Origin of the sequence: Variovorax sp. PAMC 28711, from assembly GCF_001577265.1 — a bacterium.
Classification (GTDB): Bacteria; Pseudomonadota; Gammaproteobacteria; order Burkholderiales; family Burkholderiaceae_C; genus Variovorax.
This window is the reverse complement of record NZ_CP014517.1, coordinates 2,058,150-2,071,768: the sequence shown is the minus strand read 5'-3', so window position 1 is coordinate 2,071,768 and position 13,619 is coordinate 2,058,150. Positions and strand designations below refer to the sequence as shown.

Genomic DNA, 13,619 nt, shown 5'->3' with positions numbered 1-13,619 from the left:
TCATGGCCACCAAAAAACCAAAGGGTCTCGGCCGCGGACTCGATGCCATCTTCTACCCGGAGGACGGTGCCGGGAGCGACACGCTGGGCGACGTCGGCGCCGCGCCCAATCCGACCGTGCTGAAGCTCGATCAGATGGTCCCCGGCGTCTACCAGCCGCGCACGCGGATGGACGAGGGCGCACTCTACGAGTTGGCCGAAAGCATCAAGGTGCAGGGCATCATGCAGCCGATCCTGGTGCGGCGGCTCGATGCGGAATCGGCGGCGGCCAAGCAGGCCGAGTTCGAGATCATCGCGGGCGAGCGACGCTATCGCGCAGCCAAACTGGCGGGCCTGGAAAGCGTGCCCGTGCTGGTGCGCGACGTGCCGAACGAAGCGGCGGCCGCGATGTCGCTGATCGAGAACATCCAGCGCGAAGACCTGAATCCGCTTGAAGAAGCGCAGGGTCTGCAACGACTGGTCGCAGAGTTTGGGCTCACTCACGAAATGGCTGCGCAGGCCGTGGGCCGCTCCCGCAGCGCCGCCAGCAACCTGTTGCGGTTGCTCAATTTGGCCGAGCCGGCGCAGGCGATGTTGATGGCCGGTGACATCGACATGGGGCACGCACGCGCGTTGTTGTCGCTCGATCGCGGCACGCAGATCACCGCCGCCAACCAGATCGCCGGCAAGAAGATGTCGGTGCGGGAGGCCGAGGCGTTGGTGAAAAAGCTCGCCGCGGAGTTCAGCCTGTCCCCATCGCCGCGCCGGGGCAACGCCGGCGAGAAGTCGCGCGACCTGCAGCGCGTTGAAGAGGAACTGGCCGACCTGTTGACCGCCGAGGTCGAAGTGCGCATCAAGAAGCGCACGAAACGCAACGGCAAGCTCGAAGAAAGCGGCGAACTGGCGATTCACTTCGGCACGCTGGACGCCTTGAACGGTCTCATCGAACGCATTCGCCGAACGGCCTAGTCGACGATCGCCAAACCATGACTTTCGGCAATTGATCGGTCGACGACTTTGCGTTTATCCTCGCAGGTTACTTTTCCTGACCAAAGTTTCCGAAGGCAAGCCAGCATGAAAACCATCCGATTTCCCCTCGCTGCCATCGCCGCGGGCGCGCTCCTTCTCACCGGTTGCCAGACCACCGACATGCAGATGGGCAGCCAGTCTGCCAAGACCGTCGCCACCGGCAGCGCCGCCGGCAGTTCGTCGGCCAACGCCAGCAGCGCGCTCGAGCGCTGCGCATCGCCGCTCGGCACGGTGTCGCTGATCGAGAACCAGTCGGCCGGCTGGTACACCATCATCACCGGCGAGTACCGGTTGCCGCCCACGTCGACCTTGCTGCGCCTGTTGATCCAGCAGTCGAACTGTTTCATCGTGGTCGAACGCGGTGCGGCCGGCATGAACGCCATGAATCGCGAGCGCGCGCTCATGCAGTCCGGTGAAATGCGCCAGGGCAGCAATTTCGGCGCCGGCCAGATGGTGGCGTCGGATTACGGCATTTCCCCGGAGGTCGTCATCAACAACAGCGATGCCGGCGGCATGGGTGCCGCGCTCGGCGGCATCGTCGGACGCGGCCGCTACGGCGCTGCGCTGGCCGGCCTCGGCGGCAGCCTTCAGACCAAGGAAGCCAGCACGCTGCTGACGCTCATCGACAACCGTTCGGGCGTGCAGGTCGGCGTTTCTGAAGGCAGCGCCAGCAAGACCGACTTCGGTGGCTTCCTCAGCGGCGTCGGCGGCGGTGCCGCAGGCGGCATCGGCGGCTATTCCCGCACGCCGCAGGGCAAGGTGATCGCGGCCGCCTTCATGGATTCGTACAACCAGCTCGTGGTGTCGCTGCGCAACTACAAGGCGCAGTCGGTGAACGGCCAGGGCCTGGGCGGCGGCGGAAGGTTGGGCGTCGACGGTGGTGCAGCCCCGTCGCAAACGTCGGCACCCGGCGCGAAGTCGCCGGCCCGCCGCAAGAAGTAAGCGCGGCGCCCGCCTGTGAAAAAGCCCGGCAGCTCGGGCTTTTTCACATCGAGAAGATCTTTCCCGGATTCATGATGTTCTTGGGGTCGAGTGCGCGCTTGATGGTTCGCATCATGTCGACAGCGCCGGCCCCTGCTTCGTCGACGAGGAAACCCATCTTGTGCAGCCCGATGCCGTGCTCGCCGCTGCAGGTTCCCTCGAGCGCGATCGCGCGCATCACCAGCGCATGGTTCAGCGCCTCGGCCTTGGCGCGCTCTTCTGCGTCGTTGGGGTCGATCAGGTAGCCGAAGTGGAAGTTGCCGTCGCCCACGTGGCCGACGAGGAAGTAGGGGATGCCGCTGGCGTCGACCTCGGCCACCGATTCGAGCAGGCAGTCGGCCAGGCGCGAGATCGGCACGCAGGTGTCGGTGCTGATCGCGCGGCAGCCGGGCCGCGACTGGATCGCCGCGAAGTAGCTGTTGTGGCGCGCGGTCCAGAGACGCGTGCGCTCTTCGGGTGTGCTGGCCCATTCGAAGGCGTTGCCGCCGTGGCCGCTGGCCAGTTCCTGCACGGTCTCGGCCTGTTCCTTCACGCCGGCCGGCGAGCCGTGGAATTCCATCAGAAGCATCGGCTCTTCGCGCAGCGCGAGCTTGGAATAGGCGTTGACCATGCGCACCGTGTTCACGTCGATCAGTTCCACGCGCGCGATCGGCACGCCGAGCTGGATCATCTCGATGGTGGTGCGCACGGCGGCCTCGATGCTCGGGAACGAGCAGATCGCCGCCGAGACTGCCTCGGGCAGCGGGTAGATGCGCAGCGTGATCTCGGTGACCACGCCGAGCGTGCCTTCGCTGCCCACCATGAGCCGCGTGAGGTCGTAGCCGGCCGACGACTTCTTGGCGCGCGTGCCGGTGCGGATGACCTCGCCTGCAGCCGTGACGACTTCGAGCGCGAGCACGTTCTCGCGCATCGTGCCGTAGCGCACCGCGTTCGTGCCGCTGGCGCGCGTGGCGGTCATGCCGCCGATGGAGGCGTCCGCGCCGGGGTCGATCGGGAAGAAGAGGCCGGTGCTCTTGATCTCTTCGTTGAGTTGCTTCCGCGTCACGCCGGGCTGCACCGTCACCGTGAGGTCGTCGGCGTTGATCGACAGCACGCGGTTCATGCGCGACACGTCGACGCTGATGCCGCCCTGCACCGCGAGCAGATGCCCTTCGAGCGAGGAGCCGACGCCGAACGGGATCACCGGCACGCTGTGCTCGCTTGCGAGCTTCACGGCATCAGCGACGTCCTGTGTGTTCTCGGCGAACACCACGGCGGACGGCGGCGGTGCCTCGAAGGACGATTCGTCGCGCCCGTGCTGCGTGCGCACGGCGAGCGCCGTGGAACACTGGATGCCGAAGCGCGCCTTGAGCGCTTCGATCAGCGCCTCCGGCACGTGGCGAAGGGCGAGTTCGGGCGTGAGGTGGGCGAGGACAGTGGGCGCATTCATCGTGTGGGTCTCCTGAGGCGGTCTACCATTCTAAGAACCGCACTTCAGAAAGCCACCTTTATGGGCAATCGCCTCACCCAGATCGCCACCCGCACCGGCGACGACGGCACCACCGGCCTCGGCGACAACACGCGCGTGCCCAAAGACCACCTGCGCGTGCACGCGATGGGCGACGTCGACGAGCTCAACTCGAACATCGGCGTGCTGCTGTGCGAGCCCATGCCCGACGCGGTGCGTGCGCTGCTGGTCGACGTGCAGCACCAGCTCTTCAACCTCGGCGGCGAATTGTCGATGCCGGGCTACACGCTGCTCAAGCCCGACGCGCTGCTGCAGATCGACAATGCACTCGCCGAGCACAACGCCGCGTTGCCGCGGCTGGCCGAGTTCATCCTGCCGGCCGGCACGCGCGCCGCCTCGCTCTCCCACGTGTGCCGCACCGTCGCGCGCCGCGCCGAACGTGCGGTGGTCGCGCTCGGCGCCGACACCGACATCAACGACGCGCTGCGCCAGTACCTGAACCGGCTCAGCGACCTGCTCTTCGTGCTCGCGCGCGTGCTGAACCGGGTGGACGGTGGCGACGACGTGTACTGGAAGAGCGAGCGCATGGCACGCGCTGCAGCGGCCGAAGCGGAATAGCGCGGGCTTTCAGAGGATCGCTGCGATCGCCTCGTTCAGTTCCTGTGCGGAGCCAAACGCCAGCGTGAACCCGAGCGCGCCGTGCCCCGTGTTGAACAGCACGTTGGCCGGCGCCCCCTCGACGCGGCCGATGATCGGCACGCCCGTCGGCGTGGCCGGCCGCATGCCCGTCCACGGCGTGCGCTCGACGAAGTCACTGCACCTCGGAAAGACCGCGCGGGTCGCCGCGACCAGCGCGTCGATGCGGCCTTCCGGAATGCGACCGTCATGGCCGACCAGCTCCGCCATGCCGGCGACGCGCAGGCGCTTGCCCAGGCGCGCGAACACCGTCTTGCGGGCGCTGTCGGTCACGCTCACCGTCGGCGCTGCGCCGGGCGATGGATCGACATCGAGCGTGATGCTGTAGCCCTTGAGCGGATAGACCGGCAGGTAGGCACCGAGTTGCCGGCCGAAGCGCGGTGACGCGGAGCCGAGCGACATCACGAAGGCATCGGCCTGCACCGCGCCGCCCGCCGTTTGCACCGCGTGCACGCGTCCGGCCTTCAGGTCGAACGTCTCGATGTCGGCGCCCAGCACGAAGGCGACGCCGCGCGCGCGCAGGGCGACTTCGAGCGCCTCGCAGACCTTCAGGCAATCGGCGGCGCATTCGCTCGGCGTGTGCACTGCGCCGGCGATCTCGCGGTGGTAGCCGCGCAGCGCGGGTTCGATCGCCACGCACTCCTCGGGCGTCACCATGCGCTGCACCGCGCCCATTTCGCGCTGCAGGTCGACCTGCCGGCTCGCGGCCGACACGCTGGCGGCGCTGCGGTAGAGCACGAGCTTGCCCGAGGCGGTGAAGTCGCAGGCCGGATCGATCTCCGAGCGCATCGCCTCGAAGCCGGCCCGGCTGCGCGCGGCCAGTCCGAGTAGTCGCGCGGTGGTGGTCGCCGCGGTGCGCGCATTGCACGCGGCCAGGAAAGCGAGCGCCCAGCGCCATTGCTGCGGATCGAGCTGCGGCCGCAGCTTGAGCGGCGAGGCCGGCGACAGCACCAGGTGCGGGAGCTGCGCCCAGATCGACGCATCGGCCAGCGGCGCGACGTACGAATAGCTGAGCTGGGCGCCGTTGCCGGCACTCGCGCCGCGGCCGGGCGCCGCGCGGTCGATCACGGTCACCGCGTGGCCGGCGCGCGAGAGCTCCCAGGCGGTGGCGAGGCCGACGATGCCGGCGCCGAGCACGGTAACGTGCATTGCTGAACCTTTCGGGGGTTGGGTTGGTGCTGTTCTTGCGTTTGTTGCGAGCACCGTGCCAGACTGGCGCGCCCATTGTCCTCACTGTTCAATCGAAGGGATTCCATGATGACCAACACGCTTTCCGCGCTGACCGCCGCGCTCCTCTTCGCGCTCGGCGCCTCCGGCGCACAGGCCGCCGACACGCTGGCCAAGGTCGCCGAGACCGGCAAGCTCACGCTCGCTTACCGCGAATCGTCGGTGCCGTTCAGCTACATCAACGGACCGGGCAAACCGGTCGGTTTTTCGGTCGACGTGGCCAACGCAGTGGCCGCCGAGATCAAGCGCACGATCAACAAGCCCTTCCTGGAAATCGACTGGATGCCAGTCACCTCGCAGAACCGCATCCCGCTGCTCACCAACGGCACCGTCGACCTCGAATGCGGTTCGACCACCAACAACAGTGCGCGCGGCAAGGACGTGGCCTTCGCCATCAATCATTTCTACACGGGCACCCGCCTTCTGGTGAAGAAGACGTCGGGCATCAAGGACTACGCCGACCTCAAGGGCAAGAAGGTCGCGATCACCACCGGCACCACCAACACGCTCGTGGTGCGCAAGTACAACGAAGAGAAGAAGCTCGACATCGACATCGTGCCGACCAAAGACCATGCCGATGCGCTGCTGCTGGTCGAGAGCGACCGCGCGATGGCGTTCGCGATGGACGACATCCTGTTGTTCGGCCTGAAGGCCACAGCCAAGAATCCGGGCGCGCTCGACGTGGTCGGCACCGCGCTGCAGGTCGAGCCCTACGCCTGCATGCTGCGCAAGGACGACCCGAAGTTCAAGGCGCTGGTCGATGGCGTGATCGTCGGTCTCATGAAGTCCGGCGAGTTCGAGAAGATGTACACCAAGTGGTTCATGAAGCCGATCCCGCCGACCAATCAGGCGGTGGGCTTGCCCATGAACGAACAGCTCAAGGACAACATCAAGACGCCGAGCGACAAGCCGGCGACCTGATCGCTGGCAAGGTGCATGCGCTCGCGGGTCTTTACCTGACGGTCACCTGAACTCCGCATGCGCGACATTGACAGGCACAACAATGAACCTGTCATCAACGCAAGAAGGAGTTTCAAATGAACCAGTCGATCACCAGGACCCTCAGCGTCGCCGCTGCGGCACTCACGCTCTGCATGGCCACGGGCGGCGCCTTCGCGCAAGACCGCCGCGACGATCGCGGCCCCCATCGCTTCCAGCAGCAACAGCCGCAATACCACCAGGGCCCCGGCGCTCGCCATGATCCACGTGGCGGCGCCGGCTACCGTGGCAACAACGGCTACCGCGGCGACCGCCAGGATTTCCGTCCCGGTCGCGAGATGGACCGTCGCGGCTTCCCGAATCCGCATGCCGAATGGCGTCGTGGCGGCCGCGTGCCGTCCGAGTACCGTGGCCGCAACTACGTGGTCGACGACTACCGCATGCACCGCCTGAACCCGCCGCCGCGCGGCTACCAGTGGGTTGGCGTCGGCGGCGACTTCGTGCTCGCTGCCGTGGCGACAGGCATCATTGCGCAGATCATCGCCGGCCAGTAGGCCAGCGGGTTCGCTCATGAAAAAGGCGCCGGAGACGGCGCCTTTTTTTATACTTCGGAGACCACGACCGCTGGCGTCATCTGCGCACAGACGTTCTTGCCGGTGATGGTGAGGCGCAGTCCACCGCCTTGCCATTCGAGCCAGTTCAGTGCGACATACGCTTCGATGTCGTCCGCGTCGATCTGATCGGCATGCCGCAGTTTGAGCTGCGACACGACCTCGGGCAGCGCAAGCCGCAAACGATCGCGGCGCGCCGTTTCGGGAGAGACAGAATCCTTCGGCGCAACTTTTCGGCTCAAAGCCATGGCGTGTCCATTCTGGAAGCTGGGAACTGGCGCCCAATGTACGCCGTGTTCCCGCCAGGGACCGCGCCTTTTTTCACAAGGCGGAAAAATATCAGCGGGCGGGAACGACCGCCTTCGCAGTCTTCTCGGGGAGCTCGATCTTGATGTCGAGCACTTCCAGGTCGTCCTGGCGTTCCACGTTCACCTTGATGTCTTCCGGGCGGATCGACACGTACTTCGAGATGACGGCGATCAGCTCGCGCTGCAGATCGGCCAGGTATTCGGGCCGCTTGCCGCCGAGGCTGCCGCGCTCGTGCGCGAGGATGATCTGCAGCCTCTCTTTTGCGACGCTCGCCGTCTTCTTCTTTTCGCCGAGCAGAAAGGAGAAAAAGGACATGGCTTACTTGCCTCCGAAAATACGCTTGAAGAAGCCGGGCTTTTCGGCATCGACGAAACGCATCGGCTTGTCTTCCCCCAGAAAGCGCGCGATCACGTCGCTGTACGCCTCGGACACATCGGTGCCCTTGTCGTGGATCGCGGGCACGCCCTGGTTCGATGCGTTCAGCACGGTTTCCGATTCCGGGATCACGCCGATCAGCTTGATGCGCAGGATGTCCTGGATGTCTTCGAGCGACAGCATCTGTCCGCCCGCCACCCGGTTGGGGTTGTAGCGCGTGATGAGCAGGTGTTCCTTGATCGGGTCGCCGCCCTCTTTGGCGCGCTTGGTCTTGCTGCCGAGCATGCCCAGGATGCGATCGGAGTCGCGCACCGAAGAGACTTCGGGGTTGGTCACGATCAGCGCTTCGTCGGCGAAGTACATCGCCATCATCGCGCCGGTTTCGATGCCGGCCGGCGAGTCGCAGATGATGTATTCGAAGTCCATGTCGGCGAGGTCCTTGAGGATCTTCTCGACGCCTTCCTGCGTGAGCGCTTCCTTGTCGCGTGTCTGCGAGGCCGCCAGCACGAACAGGTTCTCGCACTGCTTGTCCTTGATGAGCGCCTGGTGCAGGTTGGCTTCGCCCTGGATCACGTTGATGAGGTCGTACACCACGCGGCGTTCGCAGCCCATGATCAGGTCGAGGTTGCGCAGGCCGACGTCGAAGTCGATCACGGCCGTTTTCTTGCCTGCGAGCGCAAGGCCCGACGCGAAGCTCGCGCTCGTGGTCGTCTTGCCGACGCCGCCCTTGCCCGATGTCACCACCACAATTTTTGCCATGGCCATTCCTTCTTTATTGATTGTTCAGGCGATCGGATCGATCACCAGCTTTTTGCCGTCGAGGCGAATCTGTGCGGACTTGCCGAGCACGTTGTCCGGCAGCGGCACTTCGGCCGTGCGGTAGATGCCCGCGATGGCCACGAGCTGCGCTTCGAGGCAGGTTGAATAGATGCGGGCTTCGGTGTTGCCGCGTGCGCCGGCGATCGCCTTGCCGCGCAGCGGCGCATACACGTGGATGTTGCCGTCGGCGATCACTTCGGCGCCGAAGCTCACGACCGCGTTCACGATGACGTCGCCGCCGCGGGCGTAGACCTGCTGTCCCGAGCGCAACGGCTTGTCGATGACCAGCGTGCCGCTGGCCGGCACCGGCACCTCGCGAACGATCTGCGGGGCTTCGGCGGGCGCGGCTTCGGCTGGCGTCGTGCGCGGGGTCGGCGTGACCGGCATGGCGGCGAGCGAAAGCCCTGCAGCGCGCGCGGCGATGTTTTGGGTGGCGGTGCCGCCGCGCACGGCGATCGGTTGCGTCTGGTGGCGTGCGAGGAGGCTGCGCAGAACGGGAAAGTCGATCTCGGCGCCGTCTTCCTCGTCTTCGGCATGCAGGAGCGACAGGTCGATGACCACCGGTTCCTGCTCGAAGAAATCGGGGGAATCGGCAAGCTGGGCGTCAAGCGCCTCCGCCAGAACGTCCAGGTCGGCCGTCTTGAGGATGACCGCGATCAGCGGCAGCGTCGCGCTCTTGAATTCGAAAACCGCCTTGGTGCGCGCGGCGGATGCATCGGCCATTGGAAAACGTCGTCCGAAAAGCGTTGGAGTCTACCGGGCCCCACAGGGCGCTTCGAGGGGAAGCGGACCTCTGGAAGCGCCAGCGCGTACAGCTGTTGCATGCCGTTGCACTTTTTCTGCTGTGCAAAGTCGGGTTGCGCCTACACGCATGACGGCCAAGTCTCCGGAAACTGCGGCCTCCGAATCAAACCTGGAAGCGCGATGCAGCCGATTCTCGATCTCCGCAGGGCCGGCAGCGATGCTTTCACCTATTCGCTCAGTGCCCAGCTCCTGGCAACGCTTCCCAAACCGCAGGAGTTGTTCGCCTCGACCGAGCGCTGTCTCTACGACGCCGGCAAGGCGCTCCAGCACTACTTCGAGAGCGTGCACATCCGATACGACGGGATTTCGCTGGGCGACTATCCGGTGTCGCGACTGGTGCGCGACCCGCTCGGGTTGTACGACGAGCTCATGCAGCGGTTGATCGCGACCTTCCGCATGCGCACCCGAAGCCACGCGACCGCCGCCCGGCCGGGCGCCGGCGCTCTCTAGACTCAACTGACTGGGCGACTCAGGCGTTGCGCGAACGCCCGAGCAAGGCCCACAGCAGGATGGCACCGAAGGTCGCGGTGCCGATGCCGCCCAATGCGAACTGGCCGAACTTGAGCGTGAAGTCGCCGGTGCCGATGATCAGCGTGATCGCGGCAACGATGAGGTTGCGGTTCTCGGAAAAGTCGACCTTGTTGTCGACCCAGATCTTGGCGCCCGCCACCGCAATCAACCCAAACACCACGATGCTCACGCCACCCATCACCGGCAGTGGAATGGCCTGGATCAGCGCGCCGAACTTGGGCGAGAACCCCAGCAACAGGGCAATCAGGGCTGCCACCACGAAGACCGCCGTCGAGTAGATGCGCGTCGCCGCCATCACCCCGATGTTCTCGGCATAGGTGGTCACGCCCGTGCCGCCGACCCCGCCGCTGACCACCGTCGCCACGCCGTCGCCGATGAAGGCGCGGCCCATGTAGCGGTCGAGGTTGCGGCCGGTCATGGCGGTCACGGCTTTCAGGTGGCCGAGGTTTTCGGCCACGAGGATGATCGCGACCGGCGCGATCAGCAGCATCGCATTGCCGGTGAAGACCGGCGTGGTGAAGGCCGGCAGGCCAAACCAGGCCGCGCTCGCGATGCCGGAGAGATCGACCGGCTTGCCGAGCGCGAGGCCGTTCGTCAATACCGCGTAGACCAGCGTCGCGAGGACGAGCCCGACGAGGATCAGGAGCCGCTGGACCATCCCACGCGCGAACACCGCGACCAGGCCGACGCACAGGAAGGTGACCGCCTGCATCCATGCATCGAAGTTGCCGGCGGCCATGTTCTTGACCGGCACGCTCGCCAGGTTGAGTCCGATCACCGCGACCACCGCACCGGTCACCACCGGCGGCATGAAGCGCTCGATCCAGCCGGTGCCGATTGCCTGCACCAGCACGCCGATCAGGAGGTAGACCGCGCCGCACGCCACGATGCCGCCCAGCGCGACCGCGATGTTCGTGTTCGGCCCCTTGCCGGCGTAGCCGCTGGCCGCGATCACCACGCCGATGAACGCGAAGCTGGAGCCCAGATAACTCGGCACCCGTCCGCCGGTGATGAAGAAGAAGATGAGCGTGCCGACGCCGCTCATCAGGATTGCGATGTTGGGACTGAACCCCATCAGGATCGGCGCCAGCACCGTCGCGCCGAACATCGCGATGACGTGTTGCACGCCCATGGCGGCGGTTTGCGGCCAAGGCAGGCGCTCGTCGGGCGCGACGACGCTGCCCGGCGTCATGGCGACTTCGCGCCAGCTGAAAAGTGCACTCATTTTTTGTCTCTCGTTGTGGTTTTCGTCGAAGAGGCCGCTGCTACTTTCGCGGCAGCAACATCGCCATCGTGATGCGCGAAACGCAGGTCAGCTCGCCCGCATCGTTCGTCATGTCGATCTGCCAGACCTGCGTGGTCCGGCCGCGGTGCACCGGGCGCGCGGTGCCGGTGACCCAGCCACTGGTTGCCGAACGCAGGTGGTTGGCGTTGATGTCGAGCCCGACGGCCCGGTGGCCTTCGGGCGACGCGTAATAGGCGCCCATCGAGCCGAGCGTTTCGGCCAGCACGACCGACACGCCGCCGTGCAGCAGGCCGAAGGGCTGCACGGTGCGCTTGTCGACCGGCACGCGCGCCCGAAGGAAGTCATCGCCGAATTCGAGGAACTCGATGCCGAGATGGGACACGGCCGTATTGGCGCTGTGCGAATTCAGCTCGTCGACAGACACGGGTTTTTGCCAGATGGGCATGAACGCTCCAGAGAAAGATTGGCAAAACTATAGCGGTCGGCACCGTTGTCGGGCGCGCCGCCGACAGCCGCCGCCGCCCGGCGCGCGCTAAGCTTGGGCGATGACCCGTGCGCAACGATGGACCGCCAGCGTGCTTGCCGTGCTCGTGCTGCTCATGCTCGTGACCGCGGGGCTGGTGGCGTGGTGGCTTCCGAGCGATGCCGAACTGGCGGCGCGCCTGCAGACCGAATTCGAAAAGCGCTCCGGCATCGGACTGAAGGTCGACCGCGTCCACTGGGCGCTCCGGCCGGTGCCGGTGGTGGTGATCGACGGCATCGCCACCGTGCAGGACAAGCCGATCACCGTGCGCCGCATCGCGCTGCGTCCGCAGCTGAGTGCGCTGTGGAACCGGCGCGTTGCCATCGACGAGATCGACATCGACGGCGCGGTGTTCCCGCGCGATTCGGTGCGCGCCTTCCGCGGGCGCGGGGACGGCGCCGTGGAGGCAGCCGCCACCGGCAACGGCTGGGCGCTGGCCGAGCGGCCCGTCGAGCGCGTGCAGTTCACCGACCTGACATGGATCGATCGCCGCGGCATCGCGCTCGCGTACGAAGGCGATGTCGAGTTCGATCCCGGCTGGCGTCCGCGCCGCGCCGAGGGCCGCCGTGCGAACGTCGACCCGATGACCCGGCTGCGCCTCGAGCGCGAGGGCGACGCTGATCGCTGGCGCACCTTGATCGATGTGGGAGGCGGCACGTGGAACGGCACGACCACGCTCGACATCGGCGGCAAGACGGGCCTCTCGGCGCATGCGGAACTCGAAGCCGTCAACGTCGACATCGCGCAACTGGTCGCTGCTTTTGGACGCAACAGCGCAGTGAAAGGCAAGCTGCAAGGGCGCACGGAGATCGACGCCAGCGGCGAAGACCCGGCCGCCATGGCGCGGTCGCTGCACACCCGCACGCGCTTCGTCGTCAAGCCGGCCACCGTGCTGCGCTTCGACCTCGCCAAGGCGGTGCGCACGGCCGGCATGGAGCGCGACGGCCAGACCGTGCTCGACGCGCTCACCGGCACGCTCGACACCCAGGCCACCGACGATGGCATGGCGCTGCGCTACACCGGCATGCGCGCCCGTTCCGGCCTGCTCACCGCCACCGGCAGTGCGCGCGTGCTCAACCGCCAGCTCGACGGCGATGTGGCGGTCGACCTGGTCGACGGCGTGGTCGGGGTGCCGCTCAAGCTGGGCGGCACGCTCGATGCGCCGCAGCTGTCGATCACGGGCGGCGCGCTCACCGGCGCGGCCATCGGCAGTGCGGTGATGCCGGGCGTGGGCACCGCGATCGGCGCGCGCATCGGGCAGCAGGTCGAGCAGATCTTCGGCGGCAAGCCGGACCCGAAGCCGGCGAGGTCCGCGCGGACGCCCTAGCGACTGCCTGCCGGCGTCAGACCGGCGCGGGCGGAATCGCGAGGCCGCGGGCCACCGCCGGCCGCGCGACAAAGGCGGCCAGCACGCGCGCCACGTTCGCGAAATCCTGGAAGCCGACCAGCTCGCCCGCTTCGTAGAAGCCGATGAGGTTGCGGATCCACGGGAAGGTCGCGATGTCGGCGATCGTGTAGTCGTCGCCCATGATCCAGTCACGGCCGGCGAGGTGCTGGTCGAGCACGCCGAGCAGGCGCTTCGATTCGGCGACGTAGCGGTCGCGTGGACGTTTGTCTTCGTAATCCTTGCCGGCGAACTTGTTGAAGAAGCCGAGCTGGCCGAACATCGGACCGACGCCGCCCATCTGCCACATCACCCATTGAATGGTCTGGTAGCGCGCAGCTGCACCCTTGGGCAGAAACTGGCCGGTTTTCTCGGCGAGGTACAGCAGGATTGCACCCGATTCGAACAGTGCCAGCGGCTGGCCGCCGGGCCCGTCCGGATCGAGGATGGCCGGGATCTTGTTGTTCGGATAGAGCGACAGGAACTCCGGCGAGGTCTGGTCGTTGGCACCAAAGTCGACACGGTGCACTTCGTAGGCGAGGCCGCTCTCCTCCAGCATGATCGACGCCTTGACGCCGTTGGGGGTCGGCAGCGAGTAGAGCTGGAGGCGGTCCGGGTGCAGGGCGGGCCACTTCTTCGTGATGGGGAAGGTCGAGAGATCGTTCATGCCGGCCACTGTAGCGCGGGGCGTGCGATGGCGTCGCCCGCGGGACAGATGGG

General features: G+C 66.6%; 16 protein-coding genes. 7 read left to right on the top strand and 9 right to left on the bottom strand.

Annotated elements, in window-relative coordinates:
- The first annotated feature begins 2 nt into the window (after positions 1-2).
- Positions 3-947: a ParB/RepB/Spo0J family partition protein gene (locus AX767_RS10240; protein ID WP_068630996.1), complete on the top strand. Its 945-nt coding sequence runs from the start codon at positions 3-5 to the stop codon at positions 945-947.
- A gap of 105 nt (positions 948-1,052) precedes the next feature.
- Positions 1,053-1,949 (top strand): peptidoglycan-binding protein, encoded by an 897-nt coding sequence (locus AX767_RS10235; RefSeq protein WP_068630993.1) that lies wholly within the window; start codon positions 1,053-1,055, stop codon positions 1,947-1,949.
- Positions 1,950-1,992: 43 nt separating this feature from the next.
- On the opposite strand, the gene AX767_RS10230 is transcribed toward AX767_RS10235, so the two are convergent.
- Entirely contained in the window at positions 1,993-3,417 is a 1,425-nt protein-coding gene (locus AX767_RS10230; protein ID WP_068630991.1) for an FAD-binding oxidoreductase, read from the bottom strand.
- 60 nt (positions 3,418-3,477) lie between these two features.
- On the opposite strand from AX767_RS10230, the gene AX767_RS10225 reads away from it, so the two are divergent.
- Complete coding sequence (locus tag AX767_RS10225; RefSeq protein WP_068630989.1) at positions 3,478-4,053, top strand: cob(I)yrinic acid a,c-diamide adenosyltransferase; 576 nt, start codon at positions 3,478-3,480, stop codon at positions 4,051-4,053.
- Positions 4,054-4,062: 9 nt separating this feature from the next.
- Here AX767_RS10225 and AX767_RS10220 read toward each other — a convergent pair whose 3' ends face one another.
- Entirely contained in the window at positions 4,063-5,280 is a 1,218-nt protein-coding gene (locus AX767_RS10220) for a D-amino acid dehydrogenase (protein ID WP_068630988.1), read from the bottom strand.
- Positions 5,281-5,385: 105 nt separating this feature from the next.
- Between AX767_RS10220 and AX767_RS10215 the strand changes: the two genes are divergently transcribed.
- Entirely contained in the window at positions 5,386-6,279 is an 894-nt protein-coding gene (locus tag AX767_RS10215; protein ID WP_068630986.1) for an amino acid ABC transporter substrate-binding protein, read from the top strand.
- Between the two features lie 116 nt (positions 6,280-6,395).
- Entirely contained in the window at positions 6,396-6,851 is a 456-nt protein-coding gene (locus tag AX767_RS10210) for an RcnB family protein (RefSeq protein WP_068630984.1), read from the top strand.
- 47 nt (positions 6,852-6,898) lie between these two features.
- On the opposite strand, the gene AX767_RS10205 is transcribed toward AX767_RS10210, so the two are convergent.
- The 4 genes from AX767_RS10205 to minC form a co-directional block, all read right to left on the bottom strand.
- A complete protein-coding gene (locus tag AX767_RS10205) occupies positions 6,899-7,156 on the bottom strand; it encodes a hypothetical protein (protein WP_068630982.1) in 258 nt (85 codons plus the stop codon).
- Positions 7,157-7,247: 91 nt separating this feature from the next.
- Positions 7,248-7,532, bottom strand: coding sequence for a cell division topological specificity factor MinE (minE, locus tag AX767_RS10200; protein WP_068630980.1), 285 nt, complete (start codon positions 7,530-7,532; stop codon positions 7,248-7,250).
- 3 nt (positions 7,533-7,535) lie between these two features.
- On the bottom strand, positions 7,536-8,351 hold the full coding sequence (minD, locus tag AX767_RS10195; protein ID WP_068633566.1) for a septum site-determining protein MinD: 816 nt from the start codon (positions 8,349-8,351) through the stop codon (positions 7,536-7,538).
- Positions 8,352-8,375: 24 nt separating this feature from the next.
- Positions 8,376-9,134 (bottom strand): septum site-determining protein MinC, encoded by a 759-nt coding sequence (minC, locus tag AX767_RS10190; protein ID WP_068630978.1) that lies wholly within the window; start codon positions 9,132-9,134, stop codon positions 8,376-8,378.
- Between the two features lie 201 nt (positions 9,135-9,335).
- Between minC and AX767_RS10185 the strand changes: the two genes are divergently transcribed.
- A complete protein-coding gene (locus AX767_RS10185) occupies positions 9,336-9,665 on the top strand; it encodes a hypothetical protein (RefSeq protein ID WP_068630976.1) in 330 nt (109 codons plus the stop codon).
- Between the two features lie 19 nt (positions 9,666-9,684).
- Here the strand turns inward: AX767_RS10185 and AX767_RS10180 are convergent, their stop codons facing one another.
- Both AX767_RS10180 and AX767_RS10175 read right to left on the bottom strand, forming a co-directional pair.
- Positions 9,685-10,971 carry a solute carrier family 23 protein gene (locus AX767_RS10180; RefSeq protein ID WP_068630974.1) on the bottom strand — a complete coding sequence of 429 codons (1,287 nt, stop codon included), beginning with the start codon at positions 10,969-10,971 and terminating at the stop codon, positions 9,685-9,687.
- Between the two features lie 40 nt (positions 10,972-11,011).
- The gene (locus AX767_RS10175; RefSeq protein ID WP_068630972.1) at positions 11,012-11,437 is read right to left on the bottom strand and encodes a hotdog fold thioesterase; all 426 of its coding nucleotides are present in this window, start codon (positions 11,435-11,437) and stop codon (positions 11,012-11,014) included.
- A gap of 100 nt (positions 11,438-11,537) precedes the next feature.
- On the opposite strand from AX767_RS10175, the gene AX767_RS10170 reads away from it, so the two are divergent.
- Complete coding sequence (locus tag AX767_RS10170) at positions 11,538-12,842, top strand: hypothetical protein (RefSeq protein ID WP_068630970.1); 1,305 nt, start codon at positions 11,538-11,540, stop codon at positions 12,840-12,842.
- Between the two features lie 16 nt (positions 12,843-12,858).
- On the opposite strand, the gene AX767_RS10165 is transcribed toward AX767_RS10170, so the two are convergent.
- On the bottom strand, positions 12,859-13,566 hold the full coding sequence (locus AX767_RS10165) for a glutathione S-transferase N-terminal domain-containing protein (RefSeq protein WP_068630968.1): 708 nt from the start codon (positions 13,564-13,566) through the stop codon (positions 12,859-12,861).
- Positions 13,567-13,619 lie beyond the last annotated feature (53 nt).

Coding starts and splice junctions, on each gene's coding strand:
- AX767_RS10165 (WP_068630968.1), bottom strand. CDS start 13,566: ATGAACGATCTCTCGACCTTCCCCATCACGAAGAAGTGGCCCGCCCTG.
- AX767_RS10205 (WP_068630982.1), bottom strand. CDS start 7,156: ATGGCTTTGAGCCGAAAAGTTGCGCCGAAGGATTCTGTCTCTCCCGAA.
- AX767_RS10225 (WP_068630989.1), top strand. CDS start 3,478: ATGGGCAATCGCCTCACCCAGATCGCCACCCGCACCGGCGACGACGGC.
- AX767_RS10185 (WP_068630976.1), top strand. CDS start 9,336: ATGCAGCCGATTCTCGATCTCCGCAGGGCCGGCAGCGATGCTTTCACC.
- AX767_RS10235 (WP_068630993.1), top strand. CDS start 1,053: ATGAAAACCATCCGATTTCCCCTCGCTGCCATCGCCGCGGGCGCGCTC.
- AX767_RS10220 (WP_068630988.1), bottom strand. CDS start 5,280: ATGCACGTTACCGTGCTCGGCGCCGGCATCGTCGGCCTCGCCACCGCC.
- AX767_RS10240 (WP_068630996.1), top strand. CDS start 3: ATGGCCACCAAAAAACCAAAGGGTCTCGGCCGCGGACTCGATGCCATC.
- minC (WP_068630978.1), bottom strand. CDS start 9,134: ATGGCCGATGCATCCGCCGCGCGCACCAAGGCGGTTTTCGAATTCAAG.
- minE (WP_068630980.1), bottom strand. CDS start 7,532: ATGTCCTTTTTCTCCTTTCTGCTCGGCGAAAAGAAGAAGACGGCGAGC.
- AX767_RS10230 (WP_068630991.1), bottom strand. CDS start 3,417: ATGAATGCGCCCACTGTCCTCGCCCACCTCACGCCCGAACTCGCCCTT.
- AX767_RS10175 (WP_068630972.1), bottom strand. CDS start 11,437: ATGCCCATCTGGCAAAAACCCGTGTCTGTCGACGAGCTGAATTCGCAC.
- AX767_RS10210 (WP_068630984.1), top strand. CDS start 6,396: ATGAACCAGTCGATCACCAGGACCCTCAGCGTCGCCGCTGCGGCACTC.
- AX767_RS10180 (WP_068630974.1), bottom strand. CDS start 10,971: ATGAGTGCACTTTTCAGCTGGCGCGAAGTCGCCATGACGCCGGGCAGC.
- AX767_RS10215 (WP_068630986.1), top strand. CDS start 5,386: ATGATGACCAACACGCTTTCCGCGCTGACCGCCGCGCTCCTCTTCGCG.
- minD (WP_068633566.1), bottom strand. CDS start 8,351: ATGGCAAAAATTGTGGTGGTGACATCGGGCAAGGGCGGCGTCGGCAAG.
- AX767_RS10170 (WP_068630970.1), top strand. CDS start 11,538: ATGACCCGTGCGCAACGATGGACCGCCAGCGTGCTTGCCGTGCTCGTG.